This is a genomic window from Halalkalibacter flavus, from assembly GCF_036663575.1.
Taxonomy (GTDB): domain Bacteria; phylum Bacillota; class Bacilli; order Bacillales; family Bacillaceae_D; genus Halalkalibacter; species Halalkalibacter flavus.
The window spans coordinates 22,038-43,250 of sequence record NZ_JAWRVK010000025.1 but is presented as its reverse complement, the minus strand read 5'-3'; the positions used below and the strand labels follow the sequence as shown (position 1 = coordinate 43,250).

The 21,213-nt window shown below is 37.7% G+C and carries 22 protein-coding genes; 10 read left to right on the top strand and 12 right to left on the bottom strand.

Annotation, left to right across the window (positions count from 1 at the left end; translation table 11 throughout):
* Positions 1-25 precede the first annotated feature (25 nt).
* The 3 genes from SAY88_RS16125 (at position 26) to SAY88_RS16115 (ending at position 1,660) form a co-directional block, all read left to right on the top strand.
* Complete coding sequence (locus SAY88_RS16125; protein WP_332633010.1) at positions 26-409, top strand: globin domain-containing protein; 384 nt, start codon at positions 26-28, stop codon at positions 407-409.
* Between the two features lie 15 nt (positions 410-424).
* Entirely contained in the window at positions 425-1,345 is a 921-nt protein-coding gene (locus tag SAY88_RS16120; protein ID WP_332633008.1) for a ClpXP adapter SpxH family protein, read from the top strand.
* Between the two features lie 135 nt (positions 1,346-1,480).
* A complete protein-coding gene (locus SAY88_RS16115; protein WP_332633007.1) occupies positions 1,481-1,660 on the top strand; it encodes a hypothetical protein in 180 nt (59 codons plus the stop codon).
* Positions 1,661-1,727: 67 nt separating this feature from the next.
* Here SAY88_RS16115 and pepF read toward each other — a convergent pair whose 3' ends face one another.
* The 4 genes from pepF to mecA all read right to left on the bottom strand — a co-directional run bounded on the left by pepF (position 1,728) and on the right by mecA (position 7,280).
* Positions 1,728-3,530: an oligoendopeptidase F gene (pepF, locus tag SAY88_RS16110; protein ID WP_332633005.1), complete on the bottom strand. Its 1,803-nt coding sequence runs from the start codon at positions 3,528-3,530 to the stop codon at positions 1,728-1,730.
* A 30-nt stretch (positions 3,531-3,560) separates the two neighbouring features.
* A complete protein-coding gene (locus tag SAY88_RS16105; protein WP_332633003.1) occupies positions 3,561-4,802 on the bottom strand; it encodes a competence protein CoiA in 1,242 nt (413 codons plus the stop codon).
* 164 nt (positions 4,803-4,966) lie between these two features.
* Complete coding sequence (gene cls, locus SAY88_RS16100) at positions 4,967-6,478, bottom strand: cardiolipin synthase (RefSeq protein WP_332633001.1); 1,512 nt, start codon at positions 6,476-6,478, stop codon at positions 4,967-4,969.
* 154 nt (positions 6,479-6,632) lie between these two features.
* A complete protein-coding gene (gene mecA / locus SAY88_RS16095; protein WP_332632999.1) occupies positions 6,633-7,280 on the bottom strand; it encodes an adaptor protein MecA in 648 nt (215 codons plus the stop codon).
* A 484-nt stretch (positions 7,281-7,764) separates the two neighbouring features.
* Here mecA and SAY88_RS16090 point away from each other — a divergent pair, with 484 nt between their 5' ends.
* Positions 7,765-8,430, top strand: a complete 666-nt coding sequence (locus SAY88_RS16090; protein WP_332632997.1) for a TerC family protein — start codon at positions 7,765-7,767, stop codon at positions 8,428-8,430.
* A gap of 60 nt (positions 8,431-8,490) precedes the next feature.
* Here SAY88_RS16090 and spxA read toward each other — a convergent pair whose 3' ends face one another.
* Positions 8,491-8,886, bottom strand: a complete 396-nt coding sequence (gene spxA, locus SAY88_RS16085; RefSeq protein WP_034631830.1) for a transcriptional regulator SpxA — start codon at positions 8,884-8,886, stop codon at positions 8,491-8,493.
* Between the two features lie 396 nt (positions 8,887-9,282).
* Here spxA and SAY88_RS16080 point away from each other — a divergent pair, with 396 nt between their 5' ends.
* Positions 9,283-10,482 (top strand): efflux RND transporter periplasmic adaptor subunit, encoded by a 1,200-nt coding sequence (locus SAY88_RS16080; protein ID WP_332632994.1) that lies wholly within the window; start codon positions 9,283-9,285, stop codon positions 10,480-10,482.
* A 5-nt stretch (positions 10,483-10,487) separates the two neighbouring features.
* The gene (locus SAY88_RS16075; RefSeq protein ID WP_332632992.1) at positions 10,488-13,550 is read left to right on the top strand and encodes an efflux RND transporter permease subunit; all 3,063 of its coding nucleotides are present in this window, start codon (positions 10,488-10,490) and stop codon (positions 13,548-13,550) included.
* 82 nt (positions 13,551-13,632) lie between these two features.
* On the opposite strand, the gene SAY88_RS16070 is transcribed toward SAY88_RS16075, so the two are convergent.
* The 5 genes from SAY88_RS16070 to trhA form a co-directional block, all read right to left on the bottom strand.
* The gene (locus SAY88_RS16070) at positions 13,633-13,776 is read right to left on the bottom strand and encodes a hypothetical protein (RefSeq protein WP_250098016.1); all 144 of its coding nucleotides are present in this window, start codon (positions 13,774-13,776) and stop codon (positions 13,633-13,635) included.
* Between the two features lie 34 nt (positions 13,777-13,810).
* A complete protein-coding gene (locus SAY88_RS16065) occupies positions 13,811-14,374 on the bottom strand; it encodes a GNAT family N-acetyltransferase (RefSeq protein ID WP_250098017.1) in 564 nt (187 codons plus the stop codon).
* Between the two features lie 257 nt (positions 14,375-14,631).
* On the bottom strand, positions 14,632-15,840 hold the full coding sequence (locus tag SAY88_RS16060) for a putative glycoside hydrolase (RefSeq protein ID WP_332632990.1): 1,209 nt from the start codon (positions 15,838-15,840) through the stop codon (positions 14,632-14,634).
* Positions 15,841-15,894: 54 nt separating this feature from the next.
* The gene (locus SAY88_RS16055) at positions 15,895-16,125 is read right to left on the bottom strand and encodes a MerR family transcriptional regulator (RefSeq protein WP_332632988.1); all 231 of its coding nucleotides are present in this window, start codon (positions 16,123-16,125) and stop codon (positions 15,895-15,897) included.
* Positions 16,126-16,223: 98 nt separating this feature from the next.
* Positions 16,224-16,868, bottom strand: coding sequence for a PAQR family membrane homeostasis protein TrhA (gene trhA / locus SAY88_RS16050; RefSeq protein ID WP_332632986.1), 645 nt, complete (start codon positions 16,866-16,868; stop codon positions 16,224-16,226).
* Positions 16,869-17,041: 173 nt separating this feature from the next.
* Here trhA and SAY88_RS16045 point away from each other — a divergent pair, with 173 nt between their 5' ends.
* Both SAY88_RS16045 and SAY88_RS16040 read left to right on the top strand, forming a co-directional pair.
* A complete protein-coding gene (locus tag SAY88_RS16045) occupies positions 17,042-17,578 on the top strand; it encodes an HD domain-containing protein (protein WP_332632984.1) in 537 nt (178 codons plus the stop codon).
* A 411-nt stretch (positions 17,579-17,989) separates the two neighbouring features.
* A complete protein-coding gene (locus tag SAY88_RS16040) occupies positions 17,990-18,973 on the top strand; it encodes a sodium:calcium antiporter (protein WP_332632982.1) in 984 nt (327 codons plus the stop codon).
* A gap of 53 nt (positions 18,974-19,026) precedes the next feature.
* Here the strand turns inward: SAY88_RS16040 and SAY88_RS16035 are convergent, their stop codons facing one another.
* Entirely contained in the window at positions 19,027-19,581 is a 555-nt protein-coding gene (locus SAY88_RS16035; RefSeq protein WP_332632981.1) for a TlpA disulfide reductase family protein, read from the bottom strand.
* Positions 19,582-19,670: 89 nt separating this feature from the next.
* Between SAY88_RS16035 and SAY88_RS16030 the strand changes: the two genes are divergently transcribed.
* Both SAY88_RS16030 and SAY88_RS16025 read left to right on the top strand, forming a co-directional pair.
* Positions 19,671-19,847: a hypothetical protein gene (locus SAY88_RS16030; RefSeq protein ID WP_332632979.1), complete on the top strand. Its 177-nt coding sequence runs from the start codon at positions 19,671-19,673 to the stop codon at positions 19,845-19,847.
* A gap of 113 nt (positions 19,848-19,960) precedes the next feature.
* Positions 19,961-20,113, top strand: coding sequence for a hypothetical protein (locus SAY88_RS16025; RefSeq protein WP_332632977.1), 153 nt, complete (start codon positions 19,961-19,963; stop codon positions 20,111-20,113).
* Between the two features lie 80 nt (positions 20,114-20,193).
* On the opposite strand, the gene SAY88_RS16020 is transcribed toward SAY88_RS16025, so the two are convergent.
* Positions 20,194-21,081, bottom strand: a complete 888-nt coding sequence (locus SAY88_RS16020) for a diacylglycerol/lipid kinase family protein (RefSeq protein ID WP_332632975.1) — start codon at positions 21,079-21,081, stop codon at positions 20,194-20,196.
* Between the last annotated feature and the right edge of the window lie 132 nt (positions 21,082-21,213).

Genomic DNA, 21,213 nt, shown 5'->3' with positions numbered 1-21,213 from the left:
GCTATACAACAGAGGAGTTATAAATATGACCAATTCAAGTCAAACCCCTTTTGATGCTTTAGGTGGGGAGAAAATTTTATCAAAATTAGTTGATACCTTTTACAGTAAAGTGGCAAAGCATCCTGACATAGCTTCCCTTTTTCCTGAAGATCTAACGGAAACAGCTCGTAAGCAAAAACAATTTCTAACACAGTTTCTTGGAGGCCCCACTCTTTATACAGAAGAGCACGGTCATCCAATGTTACGGGCTCGCCATATGCCTTTTGTTATCACCCCGGTTCAGGCAGAAGCATGGCTTACCTGTATGGAAAGTGCAATGGATGATGTTGGAATAGAAGGAGTCATTCGTGAATATATGCTAGAACGTTTAACAATGACCGCTCATCATATGGTGAATCAACCATTGTAGAAAGGAGAATGACCATTGAACCAAAAAGATACTCATTCAACTTGCGATATTCAACTTGGCGTTTGTGGTCTAGATCCTGAACAATCGTTATCTGAGAAACGCCCTAAACCGATTGAATTGTATACATTTATTGACCCCTTATGTGCTGACTGTTGGGCTTTTGAACCTATGTTAAAAAGGCTACAAGTCGAATATGGAAATTATTTTCGGATAAGAACTCTTGTAGCGGGAAGGCTTCAAGCATGGAATGCGTGTAAAAATACAACAAAAGGACTCGTCTCTAAAAAGAGAGAAATTGCAACGATTTGGGAAGATATCGCAACAAAAACAGGAATGTCCTGCGATGGAGATGTTTGGTTAGAAAATGAGTGGCACTCCCCATATCTTGCTTCGTTAGCGATAAAGGCAGCCGAATTACAAGGACCAAAAGCAGGTACACGTTTTTTGCGTAAAATGAGAGAAGCTCTCTTTCTTAATAAACAAAATATCACGAAAGAGCAAGTACTGATTGACTGCGCAAAAAAGGCTTTTTTAGACTTAGACGAATTTAAAAATGACCTATCATCCAAAACGGCTACAAAAGCACTTCAGCATGATATAAAAACAACGAATGAAATGGGCGTTGACATTGTCCCAACCTTTGTCTTCTTTAATGCCAATGTTGAGGATGATGGCATTAAAGTGACGGGAAATTATCCATATAAAGTCTACGTACAAATCTTAGAAGAAATGCTCGGGTTCAAACCTGAACCAGCTGTAGCTGTAACATTGGAGGGTTTCTTAAAACGCTATGAGTTTGTAGCTACGATTGAGGTTTCCGTCGTTTTTAGCCTCACTGTGGAAGAAGCTGAAAAGCAGTTAAAAGCACTCGTACTTCAACAAAAAGTTGAAGCGGTCCCTGTTAAATATGGCATGTTTTGGCGGTACTTAGGATAGAGGATTAGATTAAAGATCTAAGTTCCAGGGATTTTGTAGGAAAATATAACTTATTTGATTTAGGAAAAACACACCTTCTAAGCTTGAACAACTAATCATAAACTATGTTAGGACCTGTTGATAGGAGGGCTTGTGTTGAATCAGGTAAGAATCTTTGTTGGAATTATTATTATCATCATTAGCTATTTCTTTTTCCTTTTGTCATTAATGAGAGTTTTTCCGCTTTGGATTGCAGGGCCGGCCTTATTTGCTGGACTAGTCTTTACACTCTCTCCACTTGCCACTCATAAACGGTTTAAAGGATTTCATAAATAGGGCTTGCTCAAATGGTCGAGGCTATCTCAAAAGGGGTCAAAGAACGGACCTTTTGAGATAGCCTCTTTTATTGTTCAAGTAACTCTTCCATTTCTGATAATGTCTTTTCAAAGACGGCAAGCGCCTGCTCAATTGGCTCTGAAGACGTCATGTCGACTCCAGCATGTTTTAATACTTCAATCGGATAATCTGAACTCCCGGCTTTTAAGAAGTCTAAATAGCGAGATACTGCTGTTTCCCCTTCTTCAAGAATTTGTTTTGACAGGGCTGCTGCCGCGCTATATCCGGTTGCATATTGGTAAACATAGAAATTGTAATAAAAATGAGGAATACGGGCCCATTCTAGTCCAATCTCTTCATCAATAACAAGGTCTTCTCCAAAGTATTTTACATTCAGATCATAATAGGTCTTTGTTAATAATTCAGGTGTTAATGCTTCACCATTTGCCGCCTTTTCATGGATAAGCTGCTCAAATTCAGCAAACATCGTTTGACGGAATACCGTGCCTCTGAATCCTTCTAGGAAATGATTTAACAAATATAGCTTTTCCTTAGGGTCATCCGTATTCTTTACCATATAGTCATTAAGTAAAGCTTCATTTAACGTAGAAGCAACTTCTGCTACAAATATCGTATAATCACCATATAAGAAAGGTTGATTCCGACGAGTATAATAACTGTGCAGGCTATGCCCGAATTCATGAGCCAGTGTAAAAAGATTGTTGACGTTATCTTGCCAGTTCATTAAAATATACGGCATTGTTCCATATGCACCAGAAGAATATGCCCCACTACGTTTACCAACATTCTCCTCCACATCAACCCAACGCTTTGTAAATCCTTCTTTTAATGTTGAGACATACTCATCTCCCAATGGTAATACCCCTTTGATTACAAGCTCTTTAGCTTTTTCATAAGGAATTTCCATCTTCACATCTTTTACAAGTGGAGTATAGAGATCATACATATGCAAGTCATCGACACCAAGTACTTTTTTCCGTAATCGAACATAGCGATGAAGCAAGTCTAGCCGATTATTTACTGTTTCTACGAGTTGATCATAAACTACTTCTGGTATATGATTTTCACTTAAAGCAGCTTCTCGTGCTGAATTGTACTTTCTTACTTTTGCATAAAATAAATCCCTTTTCACTTGTCCACTAAGCGTAGAAGCAAATGTATTTTTGTATTTATCATAAGTGCTATACACAGCTTTAAATGCATCTTCTCGTACACGACGGTCGCTGCTTTCTAAGAAACGAATATAGCGTCCATGCGTTATTTCTACTTCCTCTCCATTTTCGTCTTCAATAGTTGGAAATTTAAGGTCAGCATTATTAAGCATCCCAAATGTATTACTAGGACTATTCGTCACTTCTGCTGCTTGAGCTAAAATCGCTTCCTCCACTTCAGATAGCACGTGAGCTCGTTGCTGATTTAATTCGGAAAACATTTGTTTATATAGCTTTAGCCCGTCATGTTCGCTCATAAACTTTTCAATTTTTGATTCTTCAATTGAAAGTAGTTCCGGAACAATAAATGAGGCAGCTTGACCCACCTGTGCAGCAAGACTTGATGCACGATCATTTAATCCTTGATAATAAGAATTCGACGTATCTTGATCATTGCGCATATGTGCATACGCATATAAACGCCCAAGCTTTTCTGAAATCTCATTTTGCTTCTCAAGTGCTACGAATAACGTCACTGCCGAATCGGCTAGCGTCCCTTTACAAGCCTCAAGATATGGAAGCATAATTTGAATCTCTTTAAATTCTTTTTCCCATTCTTCATCGGTATTAAAGATAGCTTCTAGATTCCATGTTTTCTCTACAGGAACTTCATCTCGCTTTTGCAATTTTTTTGACAATTGAATAGCACCTCCCACTTTCTTACCATATTATATATTCGACTTTAGGTCACTTATTCCTTTATTCTTCCCTTCATTTCTCTTCCTCATGAGAGTAATTAAAGTATTGTAGTATAATGTTTGGTCAGACGAAATTGCTTCCTCTATCGTTTTAGGATGTACGATATCCTTAATTCTTTTAAAATAGCGTTTTGGCGTTTGCTCTAAGTATCCAATTTCAACGAGAAATTGAAAATAGCCAATAATCGCTAAAGACCAATGCCTATCATCATTCATAGAACGTAACATAAATAAATTTTTGCTTAAGTAAGGTTGGATACAATGAATAGCGAGGTGAATAGAAAATGGTTGATATAGAGGCTGGTGCTCAAGACACTCTAATAAGAGGTAAGTTTGCCAATAACAAGGGGGAGATGAAATAAGTTCATAATGATTTGTTGGCCATCCTGCTTCAATTGGAAAGAGACTAGGGGCTATGCGGCGTCGATACAGGAGACTTTGCAATAATTTTTCAGCTTTATTTGGGTATGGGTTAGGTTGATGATAACGCCAATGTTTCTTAACAGTAAGCCAATGATCTAATAAATTTTTGTTGTTTTTCCTGGGATAAAGGATTGTTTCAAGAGAAGAGGCTGTAGTGGATATTTCTTGATATGAAGCTAATAGACGAGTTGCACTGTACGGGGTTAATTGCTGCAAGAAAACAAAACTAGATTGTTCAGGACAGAAATAAGTAAGAAAACGTTGCTGGTCTGTGAGTATACGAGTTGAATGCCATTCAAATGATTTCATTGAAAACGTATGAGGTCCGTGTCGTTTTAAACGATTTCCACCTAGAATCCAGATCGGAATGATTCCAAGTTGTTGATAACCTTTAGAACGACTTTTTAGAAGTGTTGAATCAATTGGGGAACACTGAAATTCCAGTGCATAAAGGGTGTTTTGTTGGCGAAATAAAATATCAGGTCTTTGTTTAATAAGTGGCAAGTATACTTCCATTGCGACTTTCAGTTGTTGATTTTTTAACCAATCATATAACTTTCTTTTGCCTTTAAGATGATACATCGTTTCTCTTTCTAATGAATATAGACATATACTATTTGCCTGATGAGCAAAATGCCAGAGCTTTGAAGAACCTAGTTTTAACTGCACTTGAGACTCACAAGCCTGACAAAAAAAATCTCGTTTTTTTCGCAACTCCTTTAACTCGTCAATGTGCCATTGGTCTGCCATCGATATAATTGTTCCATCTGCTAACTTAGCGTTAAACATTAATCCACCTCCATCTATATATTTAATTCAATTCGTCCTTTATTTTTATAAATCCTGCTTAAAAGAAAATAATTATCACACTAACTATAAAAAGGTTATTTTTCTTTTTGTAGCTTTAAATAAAAGGGGTGTTTCAAGAGGTCAAAAACCTTTTGAGACACCCTTTACAATAAAGGTGATAATAATCTAGAAGTAGATTCAATAATTCGATATAAAATAGAACGATTTCTAAATAATTGATAGCTTAATTGATTTGAATGCTCTAAATCATAAACAAAATCACTGACAAGGGTCGTCACACTCTTCGTTTGATATAAATAAGCATTCACTTCAAAATTCAAATGAAAACTACGCATATCCATATTTGATGTACCAATTGAAGCCATCTCATGGTCAACAATAATTAATTTACTATGCATAAATCCACGGTTGTATTCATAGATCTTCACTCCCGCCTCTAACAGCTCTGGAAAATAAGAACGTGAAGCATGAAAAACTATTCGTTTATCAGGGCGACTAGGCACGAGCAATCTCACGTCAACCCCACTTAACGCAGCGATCTTAAGCGCACTTAAGATGTCATCATCAGGAATAAAATAGGGGCTAGCAATCCATATTGACTTTTTAGCAGACGTTATCATGGAGAAGAATAGCTTTTTATTCACTTCCCAACGCTGGTCTGGTCCGCTTGCAATCATTTGGACGCCTCCATCAGCGTGAACTGACGTCAAAGCAGGTGATAAATATGTTGGGTTCAAGATTGTTTCCCCTGTCTGATAATGCCAATCTTGTAAAAAAATTAGCTGCAACGTTCGGACCGCTTCGCCTCTAACAAATAAATGTGTGTCTCTCCACTTTCCAAAGTATGAATGTTTCCCTAAATATTCATCCCCAATATTTAAACCACCAACAAAACCTACGATGCCATCAATGACAATGATCTTTCGGTGATTTCTGTAATTAATTTTGTGATTTAGGAATGGAAGTTTCACTGGTGAAAATGCAACTATTTCAACACCAGCCTCCTTTAACTCCCGAATATACCTTTTGGAAAGCCGCCAGCTGCCTACAGCATCATAAAGAAACCGAACTTCTATACCCGATTTAGCTTTTTTAATTAAGATATCTTTTATCTCTTGCCCAAGTTCATCGCTTCGGACGATATAATACTCAAGGTGTATGTGATGCTCTGCTAATTTAAGCGCTTGTAAAATATGAGCAAACGTCTCTTTCCCATCTGTCAAAACCTTCGTTTCGCTCGAAAACGAAACAGGGTTTTTTCCAAGACGATGAGCCAACCTAAAGAGCAGTTGTTGATGTCCACCCATTTTTTGAATTTGATCCTCATTCAATTGTCTATGCCCCTCAATTTTCTCAAAAGCTTGTTCATCTTGAAGGGCTTTTATAGAGAAAGATCGACTCTTTCGCTGATTTTGTCCAAATAACAGATAAAAAAAGAAACCAACTAACGGAAACGCTGCTAGTACTAATAGCCAAGTTAACGTTTTTGTTGGGTGTCGATTCTCAAAAAAAATAACAACAGCTATAAAGACGACAGATAATGAGAAGGCAACGCTTAATGCCCCAACTACCCAACCTTGCCAATACATCCTTGTCATATAAAGAACAGCTAATAACGAGGTTAAAAAAATGAATATATTAAATTGATTTCTCATTTGACACTCCAAAAGAATAGTTGCATTCAACTAAAATAGGAGGACCCTCAGGATCCCCCTTATTTCCACAAATATCTAAGAAGATATTTGCCTTTCTTATAGCAAATACAGGTTTTTGTATTGGTTTATCTATACAAGAATTGCATTGCTGCTTTTATTTAGAAAATGAGGATCGAATGATTGGCAGAGCATTTTCTCTTACAATTTCTTTCCCGTATTCTTTCATTCGATAGATCGAGATATCTGACTCGTAGCCGTATTCAAGCATTTGGCTCAACATATCATCTTGCTCATCTTCATTGTAACTGTCGTCATTAAAGACAACATGAAGATAATACGTACCTTCAAAATGATAGAGCTCATTATACAAATCATCGATAAAGAAGTTATGACTTAAAGAAATCACATCTTCAAAATCTTTAAATACGATGACAATTTCAAGATGATCATTAGCTAAATCTAACTCATCATCTTCACTCCCTGACATCAAGTCAACAAGATTTGTTTCATCTGATTCCTTGTCAGTAACTGGAATTTCAAGTTTTACACTACCGTCTGAAACCTGACCTCTTGTCACAACTATTTCTAATCCTTTATCTAATGCATGAACCTGTATCCATAAAGGTCCATCCAATTCTAATGCATCATCACTATCATTGGCTTCATTCATCATTTCGAAGAAGAGCTCTTCTCCACGCTCACGATTGTACCAAATTTCATCTCGGTCAAAGCCTCTATCCTCAATATCTGTATACGTAATAAAAAACTTAATGGTCGTATCATTGACGCGTTCAATATCCATATTCGCTCTCCCTCCTAATCGAGTAATAGTACTAGACTTCGTTCTTGATGAGGAAATCCTCTTTAAACCCCCTTCAATTTCTTAGTCATGTAGCAAAGCCTTTCACATTCGTACTAAAAAGTAATTCGTGATATGTGCTCTGATTCCTTCCTACTACCTAGGATATCTTGTGGGTTGCCTATATCGCTCATCTCAATATAAGCTTACTACTATTTTATGATAAAACTAATGAAAATGGAAATTTAAAAACTATATTTCATCCTATTTTCAAAAAAATCAGTACTTATAACCATTATAACATTTATTCAGTCAGATATGCCTCCTGAAGTTTTCATCATATTTTCTTTGGATGAGCCATATATGTTCTTAGTAGACGGTTAGACAAGCTACATACATATCACTTACGTCACTGACTAAATGTATGACAAATTTCTAACCATTATGAAACAAATAAAAGTGCTTTTGCCAAAGGATGATGCAAACTATGGATACTGATTTTCTAATATCTCTATTAACTATTATTGGCATCGATATTATTTTAGGTGGAGACAATGCCATTGTAGTTGCCCTTGCTTGTCGAAATTTACCACAAGAAATTCGAAACCGAGCCATTGTTCTTGGCATTTGTTTAGCACTTGTAACAAGGATGTCACTTACCGTTGTAGCTGTACAACTTTTAGAAATTCCATTTTTGCTGGCGATTAGTGGTGCCCTTTTAGTTTACATTGCTTATAGTTTGTTAACAGAACAAGCAGATAATCGCGAAATAGACGGTGGAACAAGTCTTTGGAGTGCTATTAAGGCAATTATTATTGCAGACTTAGTTATGGGATTTGATAATGTCATCGCTGTAGCCGGTGCAGCACACGGTGATCATACACTCGTATTGATTGGCTTACTTGTTTCAGTTCCAATTATCATTTGGGGAAGCAAATTAATCTTAAAAGCTTTTGACCGTTTTCCTATTATTGTTTATATCGGTGCGGGAATCTTAGCTTTTACAGCAAGTAGAATGATAACCCATGAAGAAATGTTAGCTCCACTTTTCTATCACCATCCCATTTTCACTTTATGTTTCCAAATTTTTATGATTATTGGAGTCATCTTAGCTGGTTCGTATCGTATTAAAGCAAGTAAGAGCTTTTCATAATGAGAATCACCACAAAACAAAACCCTTCTACATTCTTTGAATATGTAGAAGGGTTTTTTATTAATTGACTAGTCGTTGTGCCTCTTGAAGCTGGAAAGTTCTAACTTTACGAGGTAAGAAACGACGAATTTCAGCGTCATTATATCCTACTTGCAAACGTTTCTCATCGAAAATGATAGGACGACGAAGTAAGCCAGGGTTTTCACTAATGATTTGAAACAATGTTTGCAAAGGGAGTGATTCTAACTCGACATTTAGTTCTTGGAAAACCTTCGAACGCGTTGATATAATTTCATCCGTTCCATCCTCAGTCATCCGAACCACTTCTTTAACCTCTTCAACAGTTAGTGGAGATGCAAAAATATTTCGTTCCTCAAATGGGATATTATGTTCCTCTAGCCAAGCTTTCGCTTTTCGGCATGATGTACAACTAGGTGATGTTAATAATGTAACCATATAGCGGACCTCTCCTTTCAAGTTTGAGATCTATGACGAACTTAGATGTTTTAATGTCAATTTCGTTGATTACATAACTATTATACAAACCTGTTCAATTTTTGTATATACAAATTAAAGCTTTTTTCTATACATTTTTGAACACTGCATTCAACTAAATAAACACACAAAGGTTAATTACCCTCAATCATGACATTATAAACCTATTATACAAAAAAATCTTTTCTAAACAAATATGTTTATTTAGTGTTTTGTAACTTTTATTTTTTGGACTCATACTTGTCACATGTTTGTCACACCTTAAGAACAACAAAACTTTGCTATATTTTCACCTTTTTCCTTCATTTGAAATATTTACATAAAGTTGTAGGAGTTGAACATTCTTTGAAGGTTTGTATGAGAGTTTTTTTACTTCTTTTCTTTTTAACTGCCTGTGGAACAGATGATATAACAAGTGACCAAACAGAACGACAGCGGCTTATCGTTGAAGTGGAAAGGATCGATCGGAGTGCCATTCAACAAACCCTTGAGCTATCCGGACAGCTGCTACCGAAAAAACAAGTCCCCCTTTTCACGTCTATGCCGCTTGAAGTAACTGAAGTTCATGTAAATGTTGGACAATCCGTCGAACGAGGAGATCTGCTTCTTACACTTGACGATGAAGAAGCTAAACGTCAAGTCAGTCAAGCCCGTAGTGCACAAGACGAGTTACAACGAAGCTTGGCTCAGGTTAAAGAACTTAATCGAACTATTGAAACAAATGCGGCTAACATGAAAGAACTAGAAACTGAGTTACAACAATCGATCAATAGGTCACGAACTCTTATTAACGAGTTAGACCCGACAAATTTTGAGGGTTCAATCGTTGAGTTATTACAATCTTCTTTAGACGTTTCCATTAGACAAGCAAAGCTCCTCCAAGTAGCCGGTACTGCTAGTTCGTACACACCTGTTAATACATTGGAATTAGAACTACAGATCTCCCAAGCAGAAGAAGCTGTACGTCAAGCAGAGTCAGCACTACAAGCAACCAAACTGACGGCTCCTATTACAGGACTCGTGTCCCAATTAGATGTTGCCAAGGGCCAAACCGCATTACCTAATATGGCACTTGTAACAGTTGTTGACCTGAAAGAAATGAATGCAACATTCTCAGTTAATAACTTTCAAGTTGCGAAACTTCAACCCGGCTTAGACGTGGAACTGTCTGTTTCTGGCGTGAACGATACTCTGCTTAGTAAGATTGCATCTGTTTCTCCTGTAGTCAATCCACAAACAAATACGTTTACTGTTCAAATACCTGTCAGCAATGAGTCTTTGACATTAAAAGGTGGAATGAGAACTAGTGCTATCGTCGATTTAGATACAATAGATGACGCTATTGTCATACCTGCTAATGCCATCTTGTATCAAGATGGCGAGCCCTATACATTTGTTGTTGACAATCTAATCGTAAGACGACAAGTGCTAGAACTAGGCTCAAGAGATGGAGATCTATTTGAAGTGATCTCAGGTGTAGAAGAGGAAGAACAAGTAGTGACAACAGGTAAAGAACGATTAACAGATGGGGCGGAAATTACAATTCGAAGCGAGTGAATGGAATGAACATAGCAAAATTATCTGTATTACGACCCGTTGCCATGGCCATGTGTATTGTTCTGTTAATCTTGTTAGGTACGATATCACTTCTAAATCTTCCCGTTGACCTTTTTCCTGAATTAAATTATCCGGTAGTTGCCGTAACTGCATCATATGAAGGTGCAGGTCCCGAAGAAGTTGAGAACTTGATTACTCGCCCTATTGAGGAAATGATGTCAAGTGTCCCTAATGTAGAATCTGTGTCATCGACATCCCGAACAGGTGGTTCGCTTATTCTTGTATCATTTGACTGGGGAACAGATCTGGACTTTGCCACACTTACGATGCGCGAGCGAATTGAGCAAATTCGTGATAGTTTACCTCTAGGTGTAACGGCACCTCAGGTCATGAGATTTGATCCAAGTATGTTACCAATCATTCAATTAGCAATAACGGAGCCAAACGCCAATATAGCTGAAGTGAAGAAGTTAATTGAAAATGAAATACAACCTAGATTAGATTCAGTTGAAGGAGTTGCAGCGGTTCAAATTGAAGGTGGTGCAGATCAAGAAATTCTTCTTGAGGTTGACCCAGACCACTTAGCCAATTTTGGACTGAGCTTAACAGATTTACAGCGGCTTATAAGTAGTGAAAATTTGAATATTCCTGGCGGTCAGGTGACCGACGCCAATAAAAGCTTACCTACTCGTATTACAGGGGCATTCAGATCGGTTTTTGACTTAGAAATTTTGCCTATCCCAACTACGGAAGGAGTCATCCCTCTTGGGAAACTAGTCACTATTTTAGAGACTACAGCCCCTGTTCTTCAGCAAAGCTATTTAAATGGCGAACCTGCAGTTGGTATTTCCATTCTTAAAGCTTCTGGCACGAACACAGTTGCAATCGCTAGGAATGTCAATAATGAAATTGAACAATTAAAAGAATTGCTACCGCCGGGAATTGAAATTCGCTCGATTTTTGATCAAAGCCGTTTTATCGAACAATCAATTCGTGCAGTTGGGTGGAATATTATCATTGGTGGTTTGTTAGCCGCATTTGTCCTTTACTTATTTTTACGTAATATCCGGAGTACGCTCATTATTGGATTCTCAATCCCTATTTCAATTATGACAACGTTTCTTTTCCTGTATTTTTACGGGGAGACGTTAAATATTTTAACCCTTGGTGGATTAGCACTAGGGGTTGGAATGATGGTCGATAATGCAATTGTCATTTTGGAGAATATATACCGTAAGCGTCAATTTGGAGAAGGGAAGAAAGAGTCTGCGATTAACGGAACAAACGAAATCGGGGGCGCCATTATCGCGTCAACATTAACAACAGTTGTTGTTTTTCTTCCTATTGTATTTGTGGAAGGTTTAGCTGCTCAATTGTTTAAGCCATTGGCGATTACCGTTGCATTTTCTTTACTTGCTTCGTTAATTACGGCTTTAATTATTGTTCCATTGCTATCATCGATATTTATGAAAATAAATGAAGATACTTCGGCATTTCAGCGCGGCTTCGACCGTACAAAGGCACTTTATCAGCGATTGTTAGAATGGGCATTAGCTAAGCCAAAAACGGTTATTTTTTCGACTCTTGTAATACTCGGCTCATCCCTTGCTTGTATTCCCTTCCTTGGTACGGAATTTTTACCAGCACAAGATCAAAGCTTTATTAGCATTGATGTACGTTTACCAGTAGGAAACAACTTACAAGCAACAATTGAGCTTACTGAGGAAATTGACCAACAGCTACTTTCAATACCTGAGATTGACCTTTCTTACGTGACTATTGGTGGAACTGATAATTTCACAGTCGGTGCCGGATCTCAAACTAGCCGCGCCTCTTATACAATTTTGCTAACAGATGTAACGAAACGCACCCGATCAGATCTGGTCATTGCTGAAGATATTCGCCAGCTCCTTGCTGAGATTCCTAATGCTGACATTGCTGTTTCAGCTAGCGATACTGGCTTCTCAGAAAATCCTATCTCTATTACAGTAAGAGGACCAGATTTACAAATGCTTAAACGAATATCTGATGAGATGATTCACACTATTTCCAACGTTGAAGGAGTGCGTGAACCTTCTTCTAATTATTCGGAAGGAAATCCAGAAGTTACTGTCTCAATCAATCGTTCAGAAGCGGCCTCATATGGGATTGGCAGTGCACAAATTGCTAGTACAATTGGAAATGCAACAAAAGGGCTTGTTGCAACAAAACTAACTCGTAATGGGGAAGAACTAGATGTTCGCCTTCAAGTAGAGGATCGCTATACAGCATCTGTTGATCATTTAGAGCAGCTTCTTATTGATACTCCAACTGGAGAACGAATTCCCCTAGCAGCAGTGGCAACAGTAGAACGTGGACAAGGACCTAGTTCCATTCGCAGGGCGGACCGACTCCGAGAAATCACCGTACGAGCCGATATATTAGGAAGAGATTTAGGAAGTATCGTAGCGGACATTGAATCCGCTTTGAAAGAAGAAGTGCGCCCCAATCTTCCAAGTGGATATCGAATCACTTTTGGTGGACAAAATGAACAGATGAACGATGCCTTTTTCAAACTGAGCGGAGCAATCGCTTTAGCAATTGTATTAGTCTATATGGTAATGGCGGGGAGATTTGAATCGTTTTTCTATCCATTCATTATCATGTTTTCTGTCCCTGTTACGGCTATTGGAGTGATTTTTGGGCTATTGCTTACGAATCAGCCTGTTGGCGTTGGCTCATTAATTGGAATGTTAATATTAACTGGGATTGTCGTTAATAATGCGATTGTTCTCATAGATTATATTAATACATTAAAAAAAGAAGGGCATAACACGTACGATGCTATCGTGAAAGCTGGCCCTACAAGACTGCGGCCGATTCTCATGACTGCCTTAACCACAATTTTAGGATTAATTCCTCTTACACTAGGGTATGGCGAAGGGACTGAGGTACAGCAGCCTATGGCCATAGTTATTGTTTTCGGATTGGCTGTTTCAACATTTATTACGTTGATTTTAATTCCCGTCATCTATCGGATTACCGATAATTTAAGGAAGAAAAATAAAGCAGCTCACCTTGAGGTTTAATAGGGCCTACTTTATGCTGCCTCAGCAACATAATAAAAGAAGGTGTTTCAACGGGCTGCTCCCTTTGAAACACCTTCTTACTCTATGCGGTTGTGCGCCTTGATGGAGTCGGCATTGGGCTACGTCTTGAACCAGCCTTCCATCCTCTCATGTTTTTCTTAAGAAAGTCTTTTAACATTTCTCTCTTCTTTTTGTTGTTACGGCGTCTTACATCTTTCCTTTTCATTTTCATCACCCTTATCATTGATGAAGAAATTTTGCTACACAGTCGCCTGATCCTTTTCTTCCTCGTAAGTTAGAACCTGATCAACATCTTCGTATGATGCACCATAAAGTTCCTTATCTTTATAAGTATGAATATTTTCATACGTTTGCTTCATTTTTTCGAAAATGCTTTTTTCGGATTCATCTGTTGGAGACCAGTACAGAATTTCTAATTCATTCACTTCATTCGTCGCAAGCGAACGTCTTCTGTAGCCAACTGACTGTGCATGCTTAAATCCTTCTCGACTGTAGAAGCGCTGGCGCTTCTTTGTATCCGTGTCATCATAATCCACTGGCTCTACTTCAAGAATAATCGGCTTGTTCTTTTGCTTCAACTTGTTTAATAATTTTTTTCCTAATCCTTGCCCTCTTGCATTCGTTGAGACAAAGAGGTAGTCGACAAAGACAAAGTCTTCCGTTTCTACATACATCATAACATGATTTGGCCCTTCATCCTTATGGTAAATATCCGCTTTTTCTTTTAAAAGCAACTCAATATGCTCTTTTGATTTCATTTCTTCAATTGGAAAGTATTGATTGAGCTTCTCATACCAGTTCATTCTCGTACCTCCATTATCTTTGATAACTTTAGTATATTCCTCTTTCGCACATGCTTAAACTGCCTCATTTCAGCATATATTAGGAAGATTTACCTCCAACCCCATTATTTTGACACTACATAACTTATTCATACAATTGCACCATGTTCCATCAAGTCTCAGCTCACTGCATTACTGCACTACACTAAAGAGGGGCCTGACCCCTCTTTACTGCTTTAACGAAACAAGAGCTGTTACTTTACGTAACAGCTCCAACATTAGTCTAAAGGTTTGTAATTCACTCCTTGTGTATATCGGTTTGCCGCATTCCATAAGAGAAACTCATTGATTCCTTGTTCATTTAATGCACGGATTTGTGCTTCTACTTCTTCTTTTCCATACTTTTTGTAATTACCTGCACCTAGCCAAGAAGCAGTGAAATCTTGAATCCATGGTCTTGATACAGGCGGATCCTCTAAAGCGTCTAATACTTCGTTCTCCACTTTTGCATATTCTTTTGTTAATTCGTACGGATACAAATCAGGCTTATCAATTCCAAAATACGGCGTCCAATGACTTGGATAGATCATCGATGAAATAACATCAACGTTTTCCGATATTTTCGAGAAATTTTGCCCAATTCCTGGTGCTTCTGAAATCGTCGCTGCATAGCCAAAAATATCAACAGAAACGTCGACATGATAAGGAGCTAATCGCTCTCGTGCATAAGCAACAAAGTCTGTTACAGCTTGCACCCTTTTTTGAACGTTATCGTCCCCATCTTCATACTCTCCTAATCCGTACTCCAACATTTCATCACGGCGTTCAAAGCCTTCCGGAAAACGAACGTAATCAAATTGAATTTCTTTAAAGCCCATTTTTGCTGCTTTTTCAGCAATGGCAATATTGTAATCCCATACCTCTTGTAAGAATGGATTCACAAATGCCTCTCCCCGGCCATTTTTCCAAACTTCGCCATTTTCTAAAAACGATAAATCGGGCTCTTTCTCAGCTAAAACCGTATCTTTAAACACGACGATCCGAGCAATTGGATATATTTCATTCTCTTCAAGTGTTTCCATTAACTGATCAGTATCTCCAATGAAATTTTGGGAAATGTTATAAAACGGTGAGTCTTCCTCAGGGCGATACGTTAAGTAACCATGGTCGTCTTTAATGTCAATGACCATTGAATTTAACTCAGTCGTATTCATTAAATCGAGTAGTGACAAAAAGCGTTGTCCACCGGCAGAATTACCTGTAACATATATGCCTCGTACACCGTCTTTTGGATAAGCAAACGAATAACCTGAGTCATAATCAAATCGGACCATTTCTTCAGGCAAACCTAAATTTGTCTTTGTCAATAACTTTTGCTGATGGTCTCTTGCTTTGCTTGACTCCGTTTGTTCTGCTTGTACAGAAAATGTTCCCATAACCAAGCCAAAAATACAAAGCATGAGCACAAACACCAAATGTTTCCCCATTGTGTCTCACAACCTTCTCTTTTGGTTTTTGTGTTCACAATTATAGTGTATGTATTAATCCTCGTCTTTAGCATCCCAATCTTCGGGAAGTGGTTCTTCTGCTTCTTGTGCAAACTGCTTTCTTTTTATATCAAGTTGTTCTTTGTGCCACAGAAACTGATCACGATTAACTAAATGCTTCTCACCATCGAATACGGTCTTTACATGACCAAGCTTGACCTGCTTAGTAACATATTCTTCTGGTAACTCCAAATAAGCTGCTAACTCCGAAATCGTTACATACATATTTAATCCCTCCTCCTAAATTATACCCCCTTACTTCACGACTTGTCATTCCAAGTCAAAAGAAAAAAGCCAGCGACAATGCCACTGACTGATAAAAGCTAAATAGGCAATACATAAAGAATAATTAAGAAAAAGTGAAAGATTGTTCCCGCTAGAACAAACATATGCCAAATTGCATGATGATATTTAAACCCTCTCCATACATAAAAAATCGTCCCTATTGTATAACAAATTCCGCCAATAAATAGGAACGCTATACCAGCAGGAGGGAGTACTTCAACGATTGGCTTAATGGCAAAAATAGCAAGCCATCCCATTCCAACATAAAAAATTGTTGACAAATATAAAAACTTCTTCACAAAGAAAAATTTAAACACAACCCCAATCGTAGCTATCCCCCATACAATTCCAAACAATGTCCAACCAAGAGTGCCTTGAACAACGATAAACAATATTGGAGTGTAACTCCCAGCAATGAATAAGTAAATAGACGCATGGTCAAAGACTTCAAAGAGATCTTTCACTCTTCCTTGCGGTAAGGCATGAACCATAGTTGAAGAAAAATATAGTAAAAGCATTGTTACGCCATAAATAGTAAAACTTACAATATGCAAAACAGAACCGTATAAGCTTGAAAATACAATGAGTAATACTAACGCAGCTATGCTAAGTAACGCTCCAATTCCATGTGTAATTGCGTTTGCTATTTCTTCACCTTTTGAAAATGTGTGTGTTGTTGCCATTTCAAACTCCTTTCAAACTTCCTTGCCCTGTATTATACACCTTTTACCAATGACAATACTACCCTTATTCAAGAAATTATGTTGCACTTTCTATCGGAACTCTATATAATAGTTGAAATACACTTTTTTATTGACAGAATTGTTAACACAACTAAGAATAGGAGGAATGTTACGTGAGACATGTTACATTAGTTCAATTGTTCGAACATCCAATCACACAAAAATATGTTAAAAGGTCAGGGATGGCTCATGCAGTTGCCTGTGCTTATCATGCCTATCATTTAGCAATAAAGCACGAAGTTGATCCTGACCGTGCAACAAAGGCTGCATTCCTTCATGATATCGGACATTATACTTGGTATCGAGATGGTCAATGGGATTATAATTTATACAAAGAATATGACATACATGCAATAAAAGGTTCTGAACGCGCACACAAGCTTCTAATTCGACTTGGCGAGCACCCACGTACCGCAAAAGAAATTGCATTAGCCATTTTACTCCATACTGATTCTTATTTACCAAATGGTTATCTTGAACTCAACCCCCTTCAGCATGTGGTTGCACTAGCAGATGAAGCAGATGAAGAACCTGGCGGAGAGCATCACTACCGCACAATATCTGATCGGCGCGCAAGGCGTATGCTAAGCCTTCTTGATAAGAAAGTCGAAGCCCATTCAAACAAAGACTATATTGAACGCTCAATGTGAGGAATGTTGACTCTCTCTAACGACTGTATATAGTTCAAGCTTTGGTCGTTTAGAGGAACTGAGTCAACTTTTTTTCTCCCAATTGTAGGCTGTTGAATTTCAACCTCCATTATCATCTTTTTACCAAATACAGTTCCATTACATTAATAAAAAAAATGAATTGACGAAGCAGTAGCTTCATGCTACATTAAATCCATCACAATTATATACCCTAAAAAGGGGAGTAGCGACCAATTATGGTCAATGAGTCGTCATGACAGTGATACATTCACTCGGTTCATTGAGCTTCGAAAGCATCCTATTGTTATGCTTTCAAAGTACGCAAGACCTTTTTATGAGAGACTGAATTTTCGGGCAGACTCTCATAAAAGGGTCTTTTTTGTGTCAAAATTTTTAGGGGGAATTATTATTATGGTTTATTTGGGATTTATTCTTGCAGCCGTTATTACCGTTTTTGCTGCTATTAAATTATCTACTTATGCTGATACGATTGGAGAAAAGACATCTCTTGGAGGGATGGTTGTTGGGACGATTTTTCTTGCAGGAGCAACCTCACTTCCTGAAGTCACAACAAGTGTATCTGCCATTGTATTAGATAGTCCCGACATTGCTGTAGGAAATGTGTTTGGTAGTAACATGTTTAACCTATTAATCATTGCTAGTTTTGATTTGTACTATCGCAGACAGCAAATATTCAAAAATGCTGGGAAATCACATATTTACACTGCAAGTATCGGCCTTCTCTTAGCCACTGTTGCCTTACTTGCTCTTTCATTAAAAATTGATTATTCGATTCTTGGAATTGGTGTTGACGTTTGGGTCCTTATGTCCATTTATGGTTTAGGTATTTGGTTGATTTCTTACTTAACTAAAAAGTACCCTGAAGAACCAGTAGCAGAACCTGAAGAATATAATTTATCAGCAATTCCACTTAAAAGAGCAATTATCGGTTTTGTCATTGCTGCCCTCTTCATTATGGGAGCAGGAACTCTTTTAACCGTTACAGGGGATCAGATTGCTGTTATTACGGGGTTAGGTGCTAGTTTTGTCGGGAGCTTTCTGATCGCAGCAACAACCTCTTTACCAGAAGCGATTGCCGTTTTAGTTGCCCTTCAACTGCGAAATTATAACCTAGCCATTGGTTCCATTTTAGGAAGTAATTTATTTAATATTTTAATCCTAGGAGCTTCTGATGTCTTTTACCGCCAAGGTTCCATTATTGCTGCTGTATCAGATGTTCATCAAATAACTGCGGCAGCTGTCGGAATACTATCTGTTGTTATTTTATATGCGCTTGTTCGTAAACCACGAGAGTCGTCTATACGTTATGCAATGCCTTCGGTTATCCTAGTGATTCTTTACTTTATCTCATCTTATTTAATATTCATTCAATAAAAGAAAGGTTACACAGAATTTGTGTAACCTTTCTTTTGTTGCTTTATATCTTATCACCGCAGAATTACAAGGTCTTCCATTAAGTCATAAGTTAACCCACCATTGATCCTTTGAACAATCACCCCTTGTTCGTCAATTACAATCGTTGTTGGGATTCCAATAATTTGATATTTTTTCATTACCTCTCCTTCTACATCTAGCAATGGATCAAAAGTAGCTCGGTAGTGTTGAAGAAATGGTCTTATCTCTTCTTTGCCTCTTTCTTGACTTGTCATGTTAATCGGTAAAAAAGCGGCACCTTTCTCTTTTAACCTTTTTTCCATTTCCAAAATGATTGGCATTTCTTCTTGGCAAGGATGACACCATGTTGCAAAGAAATTCACAACTACTGGCTGACCTAGATAATCACCCAAAGCAACTTGCTCCCCATTTAGTGTAGTTAGCTCAAATGGAAGAGCTTCTTGTCCGACTTGAACCCCTTTTTGAACCGTTGCAGCAACTGACTCTTCAACTTGTTGGTAGACACTTTCAGATTGACTATACATGAAACCAACACCGCATAATAGGACAATTAATACACTTCTGTAAAACGCTTGCTTTGTTTTCATGAATCACGCCTCTTTTCGTTCTATTTCAAGATTGCTATAATGTAGCGTATGTCCAATTCAACGAAATCATGCGAAATGAGGGTAATGCTTTGTCCAAAATTCAACTTATGCAAATATTCGCCGTTGTCGTCTTAGTTGTGTTTGTGTACATGTCCTATCAAAACGACTCAACGATTACTTGGATCTTTTATCTAATTGTTATTGTTAATGTTATCTTATGGATTTTGCGATTATTGGAGCGCAGAAGAAAAGATCAAGCGGAGTAGGAGAGATCGTATAAAAAGGTAAAAAACGACCTTTTTATACGATCTCTTACATTTTTTTATACATATTTGTGCATATTATTTGTACAGTATCTTCTATTAAAGGAGGCATATGTATGAAGCAATTGTTAGCAAATATGAAAGAATTTGGCTACCATTTTTTAGATCTCCTCTTTACTTTGGAATACGAACATATAGACAAGGAACATCGCGGGAAGAAACATTCGATAGATCGTGAACCCGTATCTGATTCTAATTCGATTCAATGATTTAAAGAAGCATTTGCTCCTCACGTTGCTTAGAGGGCACTGAAAAGTTCAACCTTTCAGTGCCCTCTTTGGGGTAATCTTTATAACATAACATGGAACGCTTCTTTTTTTACAGAAACGGATGTTGGGGTCTGCCCCATCATCTCTCCATCAGCTGTAACAAAAAGCGGGTCATCGCTGTCCACTTGTATAGACTCAACTTGAAGGTAATCGACACCTTTCATCGTTACATGTTTTCCTTTAAACACATTGGCTAATATGAAAAGTAGCCGCCATTTTGGGAGGCTGTGAATAATACAAATATCTAATTTCCCATCATCACTAAGGGCATTCGGACAGATCTTTATTCCTCCTCCATAATACGCGTGGTTAGCTATTGCAATTAACCAAACCTTCTCAAACACCCTCTCCTCGTTATTTAATGTCAACCTTATAGACGATGGCTTATACGTTATTAACACCTTTAATATCGTCATTAAATAGGCAAGCCCACCGAACCACTTTTTCCACTTCATTTTATTAGCTTCATCTGCCACTTTTGCATCAAACCCAATCCCTACTACGGTCATGCAATGCCTATCACCAATTTCTAATAGATCGATTTTCTTTTTGTCGTTCTGCAGCAACTTTTCTATTTCTTTTACATAATCATTAGAAATTCCCCTAGCTCTGGCATAGTCGTTTCCAGAACCAGTAGGTATCACACTGAACGGTACATTTGTCCCAATCAAACGATTCATAATCTCATGAATCGTTCCATCTCCTCCTAGTGCTATGATTCCAGAAATATCCTGATTCAAAGTTAGTAGATTATTTATAAACGCAAGCCCCTCATCTTTAGTTTCTGTAATGATGACTTGGTACTCTACATTTTTCTCTCTTAATATCGCTTCTATTTCATTCCATACTTTTACTGAACGCCCTTTTCCTGATGTTCGATTCACTAGAAAGTAATACATAAGCTTCATGCTCCCCCTTTTTGGACGTAGTTTTCCCAAAATGACTCTATATATACAAAGTTAATAATTCCAATTATAAAGGAAAAAAGTGAATAAAATACTTAATTTTGCACATATTACTAGTAAATAGGTATGTTCTTC

Bases quoted from the DNA above. Each gene is read 5' to 3' on its own strand.
- SAY88_RS16125 (WP_332633010.1), top strand. From the start codon at position 26: ATGACCAATTCAAGTCAAACCCCTTTTGATGCTTTAGGTGGGGAGAAA.
- SAY88_RS16105 (WP_332633003.1), bottom strand. From the start codon at position 4,802: ATGTTTAACGCTAAGTTAGCAGATGGAACAATTATATCGATGGCAGAC.
- cls (WP_332633001.1), bottom strand. From the start codon at position 6,478: ATGAGAAATCAATTTAATATATTCATTTTTTTAACCTCGTTATTAGCT.
- mecA (WP_332632999.1), bottom strand. From the start codon at position 7,280: ATGGATATTGAACGCGTCAATGATACGACCATTAAGTTTTTTATTACG.
- SAY88_RS16090 (WP_332632997.1), top strand. From the start codon at position 7,765: ATGGATACTGATTTTCTAATATCTCTATTAACTATTATTGGCATCGAT.
- spxA (WP_034631830.1), bottom strand. From the start codon at position 8,886: ATGGTTACATTATTAACATCACCTAGTTGTACATCATGCCGAAAAGCG.
- SAY88_RS16080 (WP_332632994.1), top strand. From the start codon at position 9,283: ATGAGAGTTTTTTTACTTCTTTTCTTTTTAACTGCCTGTGGAACAGAT.
- SAY88_RS16075 (WP_332632992.1), top strand. From the start codon at position 10,488: ATGAACATAGCAAAATTATCTGTATTACGACCCGTTGCCATGGCCATG.
- SAY88_RS16070 (WP_250098016.1), bottom strand. From the start codon at position 13,776: ATGAAAAGGAAAGATGTAAGACGCCGTAACAACAAAAAGAAGAGAGAA.
- SAY88_RS16065 (WP_250098017.1), bottom strand. From the start codon at position 14,374: ATGAACTGGTATGAGAAGCTCAATCAATACTTTCCAATTGAAGAAATG.
- SAY88_RS16060 (WP_332632990.1), bottom strand. From the start codon at position 15,840: ATGGGGAAACATTTGGTGTTTGTGCTCATGCTTTGTATTTTTGGCTTG.
- SAY88_RS16055 (WP_332632988.1), bottom strand. From the start codon at position 16,125: ATGTATGTAACGATTTCGGAGTTAGCAGCTTATTTGGAGTTACCAGAA.
- trhA (WP_332632986.1), bottom strand. From the start codon at position 16,868: ATGGCAACAACACACACATTTTCAAAAGGTGAAGAAATAGCAAACGCA.
- SAY88_RS16040 (WP_332632982.1), top strand. From the start codon at position 17,990: ATGGTTTATTTGGGATTTATTCTTGCAGCCGTTATTACCGTTTTTGCT.
- SAY88_RS16035 (WP_332632981.1), bottom strand. From the start codon at position 19,581: ATGAAAACAAAGCAAGCGTTTTACAGAAGTGTATTAATTGTCCTATTA.
- SAY88_RS16025 (WP_332632977.1), top strand. From the start codon at position 19,961: ATGAAGCAATTGTTAGCAAATATGAAAGAATTTGGCTACCATTTTTTA.
- SAY88_RS16020 (WP_332632975.1), bottom strand. From the start codon at position 21,081: ATGAAGCTTATGTATTACTTTCTAGTGAATCGAACATCAGGAAAAGGG.